The following is a 14,468-nucleotide window of genomic DNA, read 5'->3' on the forward strand; positions in this document are numbered from 1 at the left end:
CGTGCTTTGCGATTGCTTCAGCCGCGATAGGCAAAATACGCCCGCACAGATGCGGTAAAGGTCACCGCCATGCTGATGATCGCGATCACAAAGCCGATGATCGCGGTCGCTGGGATCGACACCAGAAAATCAAGGGCGATTGCCGCGCGAATGCCGATCATGCTGCGCTTAAGGATTGACGCGACGATACAGGCAAATGTCAGCATGTACCCCAGCATCGTATACAGCATCAAATTGGCCGCTGGCGTGCCTGCCAGTTCTCCGACCTGCAGCCCGAAAAATTTGAACGCGGCGAAAAACCCAAGGGCGAGCAGGATTTTGAGCGCGTTCAGAATGAAGATGACGCGCAAGGTTACAGGCTTTGATGCCCCGGATGTCGGGTCGATGGCGGCCATTTCAAATCTCCCTTTTTTTGTTGGAACGGCGTTGCGACAAGCATTTGCCGTCGTGCGCCCGGAATGCTATCCAACTGGATAGAAACTAATTACTATCCGCACGGATAGAAAAAGCAAGGAGATTTCTGTGGCGCGTAAACGCAAGACGGATCACGACAGCGCGGTGGCGGGCGCGCTCGACCTGTTTTGGCGGCGTGGATATCACGGCGCCAGTACGCGGGAACTGGAGCAGGAGACTGGGCTGACCCGCTTCACGCTGCAAACCTCCTATGGCGGAAAAGAGAAATTTTTCTTAAAGACATTAGATACTTACCTGGACAACGCGGAGGCGCGGCACTTCCCCGACCCAGATACCTGTTCGCTGGATGATCTGGGCAACTGGTTCAGAGGCATAGCGTCGCGCGAACGTATGCCCAGGATCGACGATGCCGGATGCCTCGCCTTCAATTCAATCAGCGCATTTGATCGCTCGGACTCTGAGGTTAACACCCGAATCGAGAGATACCTGAACGCGCTGGAAGGCCGGTTTGCTGAGATCCTGAGCCGCGCAAGAACCGAGGGCGCTATCCGGACCGAAGTCGATCCGGAGGAATCTGCGAGGCTGCTCATAAGTCTCTTGCTGGGGCTGCACACGATTATGAAGGCGCGCACATCGGATCAGTTCCCCCAAAGCTACGCCGAGGCAGCGGTTGGGCTCATCGAAGGATGGAAGGCTCGATAGGCCCTGTGCGTAAAATGACGCTGGGAAATCAACGTCGATGCCTCGAATAGCAATGTTACCAGTTTGAGGAAAAAGCCGTGCCGAACACGGGACCGGCAGTGTCGGATTGATCCCATCAATAGCGCCCTAAGAGACGATGATTCAGTGGGTTCGTTGAACGTCGGCTAGCCGGTCGGCACGGTACCAGAGACCCAGAACTCGTTTCGCCTCGACCTGACCCGCTCGGCCAGAAAATCGACGAACAGCCGAACCCGTGCCGTGTTTCGAAGATCGCGATGCAGCAATAGCCAGATGCTCCGATACGGAATTGGCTTCTGGAAAGGCGCACGGATCAGATTGGGATGGCGGTCGCCGAGGTTGCACGCAAGATAGACCATGCCCAAACCGGATGCCGCCAGTGTGATCAAGGGCACCAGTTCCGACACCCGGTGTTTCAGCGTGGCCTTGGGATAGTAGCTGGCCTTTACCCAATTTGCGGTGGTCGCTTCTTCGGGTTCGTGCCACCCGATAAGGTGCAGCCCCTCTCCGTCATTGTCTCTGATCTGTTCGGCGTAGTCGCGCGTGCAGTAGGCTGCCTGAGACATCTGGACGAGCTTTCTCCCGACCACATCATCCGTCACTTCGTCCGCGACACGCAGGGACACATCCGCTTCCCGGCGCATCAGGTCGCGGATATCGTTGGTGAAGTTCATGTTGAGGGTGATGTCCGGGTAGAGATCGGCGAAGGCGGCAAAGTCATCCATCAGGGATGTCATCGCCAGCCCATGAGGCAAAGTGACGTAGATCGTGCCAGACGGCTGCGCATCGCGGCCGACGATGACCCGCGACGCAGCGGTCATCTCTGCCTCGACCCGCTCGGCATGCGGCATCAGGTCTTCGCCAAGCTGGGTCAGGGCCAGACCGGATTTTGAGCGATCGAAGAGCCGGCTGCCCACGCGCTCTTCCAAGATCGACAACCGGCGCGTCAGCGTGGTGTGGTTCACCCGGATGCTTTCCGCGCCCCCTCTGAGGGTTCCGGTCCGGGCAACGGCCAGAAAATACTTCAGATCGTCCCAGTTGAAGGAATGGCCTTCCTGTATCGACATGGAGGCATCGTTTCACTTTTGAACCATTGTGTCCAGTATTTGCCATCTACAGTTCAATTTTCGACCGCTTTACCCTGGACCCGCCAAACACGAAACCAGGGAAACCGACCCATGAAACCAATTCAATCCGTTTTGATTACCGGCGCAAATGCCGGGCTGGGCCGCGAGGCCGCCCGGCAGCTTGCCCTGCAGAAGGGCATCGACAGGATCTATCTGGCCTGCCGCAACCGGGGCAAAGCCGAGGCCGCAAAAACCGGGCTGGAGAGCGAAACCGGACGCAAGATTTTCGAGATTGTCCGGATGGATGTGACTGATCCCGCCTCGGTCCGCGCCGCCGTGGGGGGCCTCAAAACCCCCGTTGACGCTGTCTTGCTGAATGCGGGCGGCACCGGCGGGCGGCAGCCCAACAGCCTTACCGATACGGGTGTGACGAACATATTCGCAACCAATGTTCTGGGCCATGTGGTGCTGGTGGATGAGTTGCTGGAGCGTCAACTGGTGACGTCCACAGTGCTTTACGCCGGGTCCGAAGCCGCCCGGGGCATTCAAAAGATGGGAATGCACCGCCCCGACCTGTCCGACGGCACAGTCGAGGAGTTCAGGTCTATCGCTGACGGCAGCAAGTTTGGCCCCGAAGGCGATCCGATGCAGACCTATGGCTATGCCAAGCTCACCGCGACCTTGTGGATGGGGGCGATGGCTCGCCAGCACCCGTATATCCGTTTTGTCACCATGAGCCCGGGCGGCACGGCTGGCACGGCGGGCTTTGACGATCTGCCCCTCATGAAACGAATCTTTTTCAAACATGTGGGCGGCGTGCTGATGCCGCTGTTCGGCATGATGCACAGCGTCGAAACCGGGGCAAAACGGTATCTGGACGGGTTGCTGAACCCGGAATTCAAGTCCGGCCATTTCTACGCCAGTCAAGCGGGGTATCCGACAGGGCCGATCGTGGATCAGGCCGGCATCGATGCGGCTCTGTCGGACATCACCACTCAGGACAATGCCAACCAGGCTCTGCGCCAATTCGCCTGAAACCAAGGAGAAATGAAATGGAAACCACTCTGAACATTCTTGTCATCCTCGCGACCCTCATGCTGGCGGGACTTGGCATCATGTCGATGTTCGCGCCCCGGCGCATGGTCGATAACTTTGCCATTGAACCGGTGGGCGCGGCAGGGCTCAGCACCATCCGCTCGGTGATCGGCGGGCTGTTTCTGGCCTCGGTGGCCTTACTGGTTACTGCCCTGATGACCGGTCAGACGCTGGGCTTTCTTGCAGTGGCGATCCTGATGGGGGTCGTGGTTTTCGGGCGCATCGTCGGCATTCTGGCCGATGGGTTCGACAAAGCAGTTCTGCCGCCTCTGCTCGCTGAGTTTCTGATCATCGCGGTATTGATCGCGGCATATGGGCAGTTTTCCGCATAACCGGATTGGCGTCGGGTGGACAGCCGCAAAGACCATGCGCTGTCGTTCACCCGGGTTTCAGACCACAAACGTGCGAGCTTTCACCAGTTTCCGCGCCGTTCAGATTCGCGATCGGCATGACCACTCACACTCGTACGGCACTCACTTTGACTCGGGTTTGGTGCAAATTCACGATGCCAATGCGTACGCATTATCTGGGTCCGGACCTGACAGTGCCCAGTGGAACGGTTAGTGTGATACGAACCCGATCCCGCAGTCTAACCAAGAGAAGCCCATGAGGTCCTTCGTTGCCATTTCACTTTGCGACGAGGTGAAGGCGGCCCTTGCACCGCTGCAGCGCGCATTGCCGATCGGTCGACCGGTAACGCCGGATAACTTGCATCTGACGCTGGCCTTTCTGGACGATCAGCCTGAAGAAGCGCTGGAAGCGCTGCATGAGGAGCTTCTGACGCTGTCAGCCCCGCCCTTCAGCCTCTCTTTCACGGGGATCGAGCGTTTGGGGCGGGTTCTGGCCGTCGGGGTTGCAAGTTGCGATGCGCTGACCGCTTTGCACAGGAAGGTCCAGACCGCCACGCGGCAGGCCGGGATCGTGTTGCCTCGGCGACGTTTTCGCCCGCATGTCACGATCATCCGGTTAAGACCCGGTCAACCCGAAATGGGCCGGCAGAGCCTGATAGACCTCAATTCGGACCCATTGCCGGATGTTATGGTCACCAGCTTCGCACTCTACCAATCCACCCTGCGCCCCGAAGGCGCCCGACACGACGTATTGGCGCGCTACCCCCTCACCTGAATTGGCGCCAGAAGGACGCATACATCCTGTTCTGATTGATTGTTCGGCCTCCGGCACCGCAGGCGAACGGCTGGGTGCAACGCTGGATTCAATTGTCCAGCGGCTAGATCCTGCGGATCTGGTTTACCGGCACTTTGGGCAAGCAGTGACGATTCATGCCGTAACCAGAATCCGCTGGTTCCATGAGGCATGTCGCAATTCCAAGACACGGACCTCTGTAAGAGGCCAATGCGACTAGCCCCGATGCCTTTGCGGAAAACAAGTTTCGTGGCAGACTTCCCGGATTGAACGAAAGGAGTAATCCGGATGGCCCTGTTCTTTTCTCGTCGTACCTATAATGCATCAAAGAAGAAATTTACCATAAAGCCCGCGGCCAAGACGCGCTATGTCAATATCACTCAATCCAGTTCAGATGGGCGTATCCGAAAGGGAAGCATTGTCAAAAGGGCAAAGTGGCTTGAGCTTGTTGGCCACCAGGGCAGCGACAATGAGGTCCTGATCTACGTTCACGGGTTTAACACGTCCCAAAAGGGCATGCTGGACCGGTTGGCAAAGATCGAAGCGGGCGTCAGATCCAATGGTTATCGGGGTGCCGTGGTGGCTTTCGACTGGCCAAGCGACGGGTCTGTGCATGCCTATGACAGGGACCGTTCCGACGCAAAAACGGTTGCGCCATTTCTGGTCCAGGACGGCATTTTGCCTTTGCTGTCCATGTCACCGCGTCCAAAGGTTCACATCATAGCGCATTCCATGGGCGCTCTGGTTGTCCTGCGCGCCTTCTCCGATTTCGGGGATTCCGCCGGGCCGGGCAACACCTGGAGCGCGGACCAGGTCATGTTCGCCTCAGCCGACGTGGATTCAACCTGGCTTGAGAAAGGCGCCTGGGGCGGGTTGGTGTTGAAGAAACGCAGCAAACGTTTCACGAATTACCACAGCGGGCGGGACAAGGTTCTGGCGTTGTCCGGAGGGTTGATAAACGGCGGTCGCGATCGTGCGGGTCACGTCGGAATGCCGGACCTCACGACAAAAGGTCATTGGGACATTTACTGCAACGAGCAATACAAACGCGATGTGCCCAAACCAAAGCGGACCCGGATCTATTCGCATCGCTGGTGGTTCGACAATGACGGGTTTTACAAGGACCTCGCGTTGACGATTGGGGGCAAAGACTCAGAGACTATGCCGACCCGAAGAAAGACAACCGGAAGCGATTTGGCCTTGCTGACCTGACGGGGCCTGACTGGCCCCGTGTATTAGGCTTTTTTTCGGACCCAAACGTCCGCAGGTCCGGATTGCGGTGCCACGTGGATAGCCAGACCGACCTAATGCATGCAGCAGAATGCGCCGTGTTGGACGTCTTTCATCAACGTGTCGAAATCTTCGCCGCGCATTTCGATCAGGGTTTTGTGGTCTCCGGCCTCGAACCAGATTTTATCAAGCCCGGTCAGGCTGTTGTCGACGACCGTAGGCAGGTTATAGGCTTCACCCACAGGGGGAACCGCGCCAAGCGCACAGTCATCAAACAGATCGCGCATTTCGGATTCCGGGGCCAGCCCGAGACGGCGGTTCATCATTGATTGCAGGGCGGTAAGGTCGACCTGGTGATTGCTGGGCAGAACAGCAAGCATCGGACCTTCCTCCATGTGGATGAGAACGGATTTGGCAAGGTGATCACCGGGCACATGCGCCGCCTCGGCGCATTCGCTGGCGGTGGCGGCATAGGGGTGTGGGACAGTGTCAAACGGCAGCCCTTGGGCGTCCAGATGATGTTTCAGACGAGTTGCAATAGTCATGGTGCCCTCCGTATCGTCGAAGGCGTCCCGGTCGCGAAACGAACCACCGTGCGCATCCAGGGCGCGAATGAGTGTGTGAGTCCATATTGTGCGCCTAATACGCCAGTCGGGCAAGGGTGCGGGACGCCGCACGAAAAGGGCCGGACCGAAGTCGGGTAACACGACGCACAGGGGGGCGGCTTTTTCAATCGCCCGTTTTCGGATCTTTTTGCGCATGGCCCGCGAGGGCAGATGGTCGACTTACCCCAACGCCCAAGCAACCTCCTAACGTTCCGGCAATCCGCCAAGCTTCAGGCTGGTCAACAGCAGCGACTTCGCCTCAACCTTCAGTATCCGAAGTGTATTTCGATATAGTGGACGGTAAATTCAGGTGTGAGGTGCGAAATGATTGTGAGGACTTCCTCGGCCTCTTCCCTGCGCCCCTGATGACTAAGTGCCGCCAGTACAAAGGCATGCACCCATCTCGGCTGGGGTACATTATCGCCTTGCCGCCCCACACAACGACGCCGTCATAGTTCAATCGGAAAAACTCGATAAGAGATATCCGGGCCAGAAAAATGCCGATCAGCGTATCACGCGGGCTGGTGCGGATCGCAGTATCTAGGAGGTCGCTGGCCTCATCCAAATGGCCAAGATGGACTTTCGTCGTCGCCAACAGGTGATACGACCGGGCGAAACTGGGGTTCAGCTCGATGGCCCGCTGAAACGACATCATAGAGCTTTCCTGGTTGCCGACGATAAATTACATCGCACCAAGGGCGTGGATGCGAACGATTCTCTTGGATCAAGCTCAATGCTTTTTGGGCATAGCGAAAGCCAAGGTCAAAACCTGCCTGCCTCTGGCCTTCGGTATGAATCCAATCTCCCAGAAGGTCTGCCCGGCATAGGCCACGCAAACACCGGGTTTCGCTCAATCGCCTGATCCAAGAGATCGGCTATTTCCTCTCGTCCCATGAAAGCCGCATCGTTGCGAAGGCGCGACATCGCGCGCTGATAGTAGGACCAGGCGGCCAAGTTCTCCGGGCTCGCCCGTACCGCTTCAGCCTGTTCAACGATACCAACCTGGTTTTCTATGGCCGCCGCCACGCAGGCCGTGAATTCATCACGCACCCGAAAGATGTCTGCCTTATCCCGGTCGTATGATTTCGCCCAGATCGAAGCCCCCTGACTGGCGTCCCAAAACTTTAATGTCTTCGACCCATCTCAACTCCGGGCGTCCAAGGCGGCGATGGACACGCTGACGACGGACCTTGTGCCGCGTTACGCGCGAGATAAAATCTGTGTGAACTCTCTGGCCCCGCAGTGGTCGAGACTCCGCTTTTTGGCGTTCTCACTGAAGATGTCTTGTAACAAGCGGTCGATGCCATGCCGCCCGGTCAAGCGATGCAGCCTGAACAAATCGCCTTGTGGGTCAGCTTTCTAATCTCTCCAGCAGATGACTTTTCCAGCGGAAATGTGATCATGCTCAATCAGGGGCGCGACGTGCGGTAGGCTGCAGGCAAGTGGAAGGTTTTTCGGTATCGAGGCAAAAAGTCCTTTGGGATCAGCGATAGAGTTCTGGCGCTTTTCGCAGTTTTGGCCATTGCTCTGGACAATGCCCATAGATCACAAAGGCTTCCCTCTGAGATGCCAGACTCATGAGGCGCTCAGCACTCGCGATTGCGGCGTCCTCATCCCAGGACCCCGCAAACCTTTCGTCAATCTCCGCCGGCCGGGAGATCGCATCACTTGTCAGCAAAACTGCTCCGGAGGGAAGGTCAATCATCATGGCAATCTGACCGGGTGCGTGGCCGGGGGCTGCTAGGACCCTAAATCCCGGTCCAATTTCAACATCGCCTTCTATCTCAAGATACTCCCTATCCGGCCATTCCAGCGGCTGCACATTTCCCCAATAAAGCGGACGCTGCAGGGCTCGCTCTGCGGCTGATATCAGGATAGGTGCGGTTGGAAAATCACCCAAGCCACCAATATGATCGATATGAGTGTGCGTACAAATCTGCAATGTGATGTCCGTGGGTTTGATCCCCAACTTGGCAAGCTGTGCTTGCGGCAGGTTGTCGGGTCCGCATATCAGAACCTCACCAAACTCAAATAGCTGGTCTTCTTTCACCGCGGCGTCGGTGTCGGTTGCGTATTTGGCTGGAAAGCCGGTGTCGATCAGGATGACCTCGCCAGCATCTGTGCGGATCACAAATCCGCAAATCCCTATGATCCTGCTGTTGGAATGGACCTTGAAGAGGCCATAATCCAGCACGGCCAGTTCACATGGACGCCCATTGACAAAACCCTCTGCTTGCACGCGCTCTCCCCCTGTCTGCTCTCAAGGATTTAGGGTGGGGGATGAAAGTCAAGATACATACGCTCTTTCAGTACCTGCTCGACACGACGAGTCAGATCCTGAAGCGTTTGTTGGGGTTTCCTGTCTGAATCGCCCCGGCCAGGTGTATTCTTGGACGCGCTGGATCCCGATCTTCCCTTGGATTGGAACCAGACAAACTTTAGCGGTTTTCCTGCCTTGAGACACCGTGTTTTGGACAGGGCTGATCTCTCTGGCAATTGTCAGCCAGATGACGTTCTGATTACGGCTGGCGCTGCGCAAGCCAATGACCTGGCGTTCATGCAATTGGTTTAACCAGGTGACGAAGTGGTGACCGAGCGTCCCGGTTCGCCACCAGTTGGCGTGCTGGCTGATACAGTTGGCGTTACAATTAAGGTGGTCGACCGCGATGAGGCCTCAGAATGGGCCTTGCCGCTTGGTGCGATTGAGGCTTCTGTATAACCCCCAACACGCCTTATTTTCCTCACCAATGCCAATAATTCCACCGAAAGACTCATGACCCGAGACGAACTTCTACGGCTGGTCCAAATCGCGGAGCACGTGGGCGTGTGAGGCTCTGCGAGCGGCACGGACAGCAGGGCCAAGGACGCTTGAGCGGCCTGATCATTTTGTCACCGAACCAACGCGCCTTGAATGGGCGAAACCGCAGGCAGGATTGACCGGTCTGGCGCGACTGTATGGCATTGACCGAGATGTTTTCGCCAAACGTTTGTTCAATGAACTTTATCGGACGTTCCTGCTGCTAAGATCGTCATACGGCATGTCTCGACACATCCGAGTGGATGATCATTAGCTCATAGGTAGGGATAAATTAGGGCGTTGTCCGATTTCGCACCTGCGTCGAATGTCTCTTTTGAAGGGCCGCAACGCAGCGATGACCCTGCCCTGTGTAAATTCGACTGTGTGCCGATGGAGCCCCGATTACCGTTGATCGGTCGCTTCTTCCCATACCTTGAGAAGTGCCGCTCTGCGCCCCGGGTACTTCTGACCAAGCACGCGCAATTCCTCGACCCGCTCTGTTTTGAAATGCCTGTTATCTTCGTTGGTTTCGCACCATCCGACGAGGTATCGCGTGCGATCAAGAAAAGCGATCAATAGGGGCCAGACGATCCTGTCTGTCGTGCTTCCGTTGCGATCCGTGTAGATGAGTTGCAGGCGATACCGCTCACGAATGGCATGGCGCAGCAGCGCGCTGTCAAAACGCTCTGATACCCTGGCCCGGGTTTGAATTGGCTTGGAACTCCCATCCAGCACCACCGGGCGCAGCTCTTTCGGAATGGCCGAAGACAGTTTCGACACCAAGTCACGAGCGGCCCGAGCGAGGGACGGATCGGCCTCAGAGGCAACCCAGGCCGCGCCGAGGGCGGCGGCCTCCAACTCATCTGCGGTCAGCGTCAGCGGCGGCATGTCATATCCGTCATCGAGGACATATCCAATCCCGGCCTCGCCGGTGATCGGGATGCGCTGTGCGTGAAGCTCGGCCATGTCGCGATACAGCGTGCTGAGTGAGATTTCCAGTTCATCCGCCAATTCCCGTCCAGTGATCGGCGACCTTGTGGACCGCAATATCTGGATAATCTGGAACAGGCGTTCAGTGCGACGCATTTATTGCTTCTCCTCTCACACTACTGTCATAACGGTGAGAGCAGAGGAGTTCTAGGACAGGCTCAGAAACCAAGACAGCGCGACAATCGCGCAATTAAATGGAGCCAACAATGATCCACTACGAACGCAACCTGATTATCGACGCAGCGCCCGATGCCGTGTGGGCCGTTCTCAGCCACTATATGCGGATCGACGAGTTTGCCCCGCAGATCACATCCGTCGATGCATTGACAGACGGCGAAGCCGGTGTGGGCTCAAAGCGGCGCAACAACTTCGCCAATGGCACATCGGTGGTGGAGGAGGTGACGGCGTGGAAACCCGGTACTGGATACACCGTTCGGTTGTCGGATATGGCTGCAATGCCTCTGCATGAAGCAAGTTCGGAAATTCGCATCACCCCAACGGGCGGGAAGTCCAGGGTAACCTGGACCTTCGACTATCGCGTTAAATACGGACCGCTTGGGTGGCTGATGGGGCAGACCATGATGAAGATGATGATGAGCAAGATCATCGATGCGAACCTTCAGGGGCTGGCTGAGAAGGCGCGTGCCCCGTAACTGGATGTTTGTGAGCGACCAAAACCGTTATTCGCCGAAAAACACAAGTTTGCAATGCGGCTTGCAGGTTTGGGAAAGGTGCATGAATTGAGAGTATCTGGTCATACCCCAATCTAAATGCAGAACGCTATAAACTGGTGCAGGAACGTCCGTATCGCACCTCAATTCAACCGCATGTCCTTCAGTCCTGATCAACTGTTTTCTCGGAAGATATCCGCTGATCCAAAGGGGCGTTTGGCATCGAGCGGCAAAGCTCCGCCGTATTGGGTCCGCTACGTACAACCAATTAACCAGTATCGTTGGATTGAGCTACCGTAGGTTGTGTTGTGGCGAGTCGTACAACGGCCCGCCGCCGGTTTTCTGATCAAAAAGAGGGACTGACATGCCGACCATCCTAGCTGCGGGCGATATTGCTTTTACGGGATTCAATTCTGACAACCCCGATGAATTCACCTTTGTTGCGCTGACAGATATCGAGGCCGGGACCGAGATCAGGTTTACCGATAATGGCTGGCTGGCAGCAGGCGGCTTTCGCAATACCGAGGGTGTTTTCGTGTGGACTGCGCCCGCAAACATCCCGGCGGGAACTGTAATCAATCCGGCGTTTTCCGGACCGTCCCTCTCGGCCAGCGGGGATCAGATCCATGCATATCAGGGAGACGAGGTGGCACCGTCATTTGTTGCCTCAGTCCATTTCAACGGCACGGGCTATGAGGCTGACGCAACATCGTCGAACACTTCGGCGCTGCCCGCCGGGCTGACTGTCGGCACCAGCGCGATAGCCATCCCCGAGGCCGACAATGGGGTCTATCAGGGGCCGCTCAGTGGCACCAAGGCCGAATTGCAAACGGCCATCAACGGCCCCGCCAACTGGGTGACCAACAACGCAAGGATCGACGATATTGAACCGGCGGGTTTTACGGTCACGGACGCCGCCCCGTCACCGTCAGTCTTAATCAATGATCTTAATCTCGCCGCCGACGAAGGCGGCATGGCGGATTTCTACGATGTCACTTTGTCCGTCGCACCCACACAACCCGTAACCATCACCATCGCGGCGGGTGCCGATCTGGATGTGGTGCCTGCTGCGCTTGTGTTTGACGCAACGAATTTCGATCAGCCGCAGCAGGTTGCGGTTACCGCCGTGGACGACGATCTGCCGGAAGCCGCAGAGGTTGCGGACATCCTGCACACTGTCACATCCGATGACCCCGCCTATGATGGCATCCTTGCCCCGGTTGTCGAGGTGTCCATCTCGGCCAGCGACATCAAAATCGTGGCGATCTATGAGATACAGGGCGCGGGCCATGTGTCGGATTTTGTGCTGGCCGACGGGCAATCGGTTGCCGAGTTCTTTGACGCCCTGCCTGCCGGTGCTTCGAACATCTTTGGCGATATAGTTTCAACCAGAGGCATTGTCACGGCGGTGGATTCCAACGGGTTCTATCTGCAGGACCCGAACGGCGACGGCGATGATGCAACATCGGACGCGATATTCGTGTTTACCGGATCAAGCCCGGCCGTGACGGTCGGGGACGCCGTTTCCGTCGGTGGAACAGTTGCCGAATTTTTCCCCGGCGGCACAGGCAGTCGGAACCTGCCAACCACGCAGCTGACCAACATCTTCGATCTTGAGGTTCAGTCATCGGGCAACGACCTGCCGGATGCGGTTCTGATCGGCAACGATCCAGGTGAACGCGCGGTTCCGAACCAGAGCATCGACGATGATGCCTTTGCTTCTTTTGATCCCGCGCAGGATGGTATCGACTTCTTCGAAAGCCTTGAAGGAATGCGCGTGACCGCAACCGATTTGATTGCTGTCAGCGGAACCAGCCGGTTTGGTGAGATTTTCGCGGTTGCCGATCAGGGCGTTGATGCAACGGGTCTTTCCGAGCGCGGCACGTTGAATATTTCGCCGGATGATTTCAACCCCGAGAAAATCCAGATCGACGAAGATAGCGGGATTTTCAACTTTGATTTCCCGACGGTGAATGTCGGCGACCAACTTGGCGATGTCACCGGCGTGGTTGGATACAGTTTTGGAAACTACGAAATTCTGCCGACCGAGGATTTCACGCCTAACATCCAATCCGCCGGTTTGCAGCCGGAAACATCAACCCTTTCCGGATCGGTCAATGAACTGACGATCGCGACCTACAATGTGCTCAACCTCGACCCAAATGATAGCGACGGCGATCAGGATATCGCCGATGGCCGGTTTGACGCGATTGCCGCGCAGATCACGAACAACCTCAACAGTCCGGACATTATTGGCCTGCAAGAGGTGCAGGACAATTCAGGGTCGGACAATGACGGAACTGTATCGGCGTCAGAAACCCTTGCGGAACTGGCCGCGGCAATCCTTGCGGCAGGCGGTCCGGCCTATGAGGTGATCGACAACACGTTCATCGGCGACGGGACGTCGGGCGGTCAGCCCGGCGGCAACATCCGCACAGCTTTCCTATATAACCCTGACCGTGTCGCGCTGGTCGAAGGATCTGTGCAAACCATCGGCGGTCAAGGACCGGGTGAAGCGTTCGAGGGCGCGCGTCTGCCGCTGGTCGCTGATTTCGTCTTCAACGGCGAGACTGTAACGGTGGTCAACAACCACTTCTCGTCCAAAGGCGGGTCCGCGCCCATTCTTGGGACCGAACAGGATTTCACCACACGTCAGGAAGATGTCTCAGTGAACGGCAGTCTTGATGAGCGTCAGGCCCAAAGCCAGGCGGTGCAGGACTTCGTCAACGGTTTGGGCAATGGTGCAAATGCCGTTGTTCTGGGTGATTTCAACGAGTTCGAGTTTGTCTCACCCGTTGCCGATCTCGAGGGCAACACCAACCTCGTCAACCTGACACACGATATCCCGGAAGACGAACGCTATACTTTCGAGTTTCAGGGAAACAGCCAATCATTGGACCACATACTGGTGTCCGATAACTTGTACTCCGGGGCGCAGATGGACATCGTCCATGTCAATTCCGAGTTCGCCGCAACCAGTTCACGGGCGTCTGATCATGACCCGATGCTGACCAGCCTGTTCCTGCCTGACACGCAGACTCTGGCGGTCGAGTTCGAAGCCGGGCGGTGGTTCCGAACCAAGGCTCTGGAAAGTATCGATGGCGAAGTTGTGGATGTCGACCGGCTTGGCCCCGTGCGCAAAAGCCTCGATTTTTCGGATGTGGGTATCAATGTCGATGCGATCGACCCCACCAATTTTGAGCTTGTCGCCATTAAAAACGGCGCGATCGGCGTCTATTCCTTCGATGATCCCATCTTTGGGCGCGAGGCCAGAACGGTTGACGGAGACGAGAGCCTGAGGATCGCGCTTGAGGATTCGGACGTTGAGGCAGTGGAGTTCATCTTCAGCTTTGGCGAAAGCCACGGCAGCGGCATAGTCGAGGTTGCCTTTTACGATGACGGAGAACTTGTGGGAACGCTCATGGCGGATGCCACCGACGGTGATTTCCATGGTTCGCTGGGCCGTACGAGTTTTGATGCGGTTGAACTGTCCGCAAGCGGCGACACCATGTTCACGGTCGATGAATTTGCATTTGAGGTGATCGATCACAACCTGATCGCGTAATGCAGAGCTGCACAATTTGCTTGTGTGGTTGTGCGAATGACAGATTAGAACGGCCGCATTGCAGCGTAGCAATGCGGCCGTTAACGGCACGGTTGGGCCGTCACATCCGACGTATTGCCACACAACGTAAGACGAAATTGCGTGTGAAGTCGTCTTTCAAAGACGTCACCC

At 56.8% G+C, this 14,468-nt stretch carries 13 protein-coding genes; 7 read left to right on the forward strand and 6 right to left on the reverse strand.

Annotated elements, in window-relative coordinates; genetic code table 11:
- Nucleotides 1–17: 17 nt before the first annotated feature.
- A complete protein-coding gene (locus ACR0D8_RS12150; protein WP_480646749.1) occupies nucleotides 18–395 on the reverse strand; it encodes a hypothetical protein in 378 nt (125 codons plus the stop codon).
- A gap of 127 nt (nucleotides 396–522) precedes the next feature.
- Between ACR0D8_RS12150 and ACR0D8_RS12155 the strand changes: the two genes are divergently transcribed.
- Nucleotides 523–1,116: a TetR/AcrR family transcriptional regulator gene (locus ACR0D8_RS12155; protein WP_480646751.1), complete on the forward strand. Its 594-nt coding sequence runs from the start codon at nucleotides 523–525 to the stop codon at nucleotides 1,114–1,116.
- Nucleotides 1,117–1,280: 164 nt separating this feature from the next.
- Here the strand turns inward: ACR0D8_RS12155 and ACR0D8_RS12160 are convergent, their stop codons facing one another.
- Nucleotides 1,281–2,201, reverse strand: coding sequence for a LysR family transcriptional regulator (locus tag ACR0D8_RS12160; RefSeq protein WP_480646753.1), 921 nt, complete (start codon nucleotides 2,199–2,201; stop codon nucleotides 1,281–1,283).
- A 111-nt stretch (nucleotides 2,202–2,312) separates the two neighbouring features.
- Here ACR0D8_RS12160 and ACR0D8_RS12165 point away from each other — a divergent pair, with 111 nt between their 5' ends.
- The 4 genes from ACR0D8_RS12165 to ACR0D8_RS12180 all read left to right on the forward strand — a co-directional run bounded on the left by ACR0D8_RS12165 (nucleotide 2,313) and on the right by ACR0D8_RS12180 (nucleotide 5,651).
- Entirely contained in the window at nucleotides 2,313–3,236 is a 924-nt protein-coding gene (locus tag ACR0D8_RS12165; RefSeq protein WP_480646755.1) for an SDR family NAD(P)-dependent oxidoreductase, read from the forward strand.
- Nucleotides 3,237–3,253: 17 nt separating this feature from the next.
- Nucleotides 3,254–3,628 carry a DUF4345 family protein gene (locus ACR0D8_RS12170; protein WP_480646756.1) on the forward strand — a complete coding sequence of 125 codons (375 nt, stop codon included), beginning with the start codon at nucleotides 3,254–3,256 and terminating at the stop codon, nucleotides 3,626–3,628.
- A gap of 274 nt (nucleotides 3,629–3,902) precedes the next feature.
- Nucleotides 3,903–4,421 carry an RNA 2',3'-cyclic phosphodiesterase gene (thpR, locus tag ACR0D8_RS12175; protein WP_480646758.1) on the forward strand — a complete coding sequence of 173 codons (519 nt, stop codon included), beginning with the start codon at nucleotides 3,903–3,905 and terminating at the stop codon, nucleotides 4,419–4,421.
- 306 nt (nucleotides 4,422–4,727) lie between these two features.
- Entirely contained in the window at nucleotides 4,728–5,651 is a 924-nt protein-coding gene (locus ACR0D8_RS12180; protein WP_480646760.1) for an alpha/beta hydrolase, read from the forward strand.
- Nucleotides 5,652–5,743: 92 nt separating this feature from the next.
- On the opposite strand, the gene ACR0D8_RS12185 is transcribed toward ACR0D8_RS12180, so the two are convergent.
- The 4 genes from ACR0D8_RS12185 to ACR0D8_RS12200 form a co-directional block, all read right to left on the reverse strand.
- On the reverse strand, nucleotides 5,744–6,214 hold the full coding sequence (locus ACR0D8_RS12185) for an aminoacyl-tRNA deacylase (protein ID WP_475164558.1): 471 nt from the start codon (nucleotides 6,212–6,214) through the stop codon (nucleotides 5,744–5,746).
- A gap of 319 nt (nucleotides 6,215–6,533) precedes the next feature.
- Nucleotides 6,534–6,929 carry a tetratricopeptide repeat protein gene (locus ACR0D8_RS12190; protein ID WP_480646762.1) on the reverse strand — a complete coding sequence of 132 codons (396 nt, stop codon included), beginning with the start codon at nucleotides 6,927–6,929 and terminating at the stop codon, nucleotides 6,534–6,536.
- Nucleotides 6,930–7,757: 828 nt separating this feature from the next.
- Nucleotides 7,758–8,513, reverse strand: coding sequence for an N-acyl homoserine lactonase family protein (locus tag ACR0D8_RS12195; RefSeq protein ID WP_480646763.1), 756 nt, complete (start codon nucleotides 8,511–8,513; stop codon nucleotides 7,758–7,760).
- A gap of 960 nt (nucleotides 8,514–9,473) precedes the next feature.
- Complete coding sequence (locus tag ACR0D8_RS12200; protein ID WP_480646764.1) at nucleotides 9,474–10,157, reverse strand: helix-turn-helix transcriptional regulator; 684 nt, start codon at nucleotides 10,155–10,157, stop codon at nucleotides 9,474–9,476.
- Nucleotides 10,158–10,267: 110 nt separating this feature from the next.
- Between ACR0D8_RS12200 and ACR0D8_RS12205 the strand changes: the two genes are divergently transcribed.
- Together ACR0D8_RS12205 and ACR0D8_RS12210 are read left to right on the forward strand one after the other, a co-directional pair.
- Nucleotides 10,268–10,714, forward strand: a complete 447-nt coding sequence (locus tag ACR0D8_RS12205; protein ID WP_480646765.1) for an SRPBCC family protein — start codon at nucleotides 10,268–10,270, stop codon at nucleotides 10,712–10,714.
- Nucleotides 10,715–11,096: 382 nt separating this feature from the next.
- Nucleotides 11,097–14,297, forward strand: coding sequence for an endonuclease/exonuclease/phosphatase family protein (locus ACR0D8_RS12210; protein WP_480646766.1), 3,201 nt, complete (start codon nucleotides 11,097–11,099; stop codon nucleotides 14,295–14,297).
- Nucleotides 14,298–14,468: the final 171 nt, after the last annotated feature.

The organism is Ruegeria sp. BG10, from assembly GCF_056538575.1.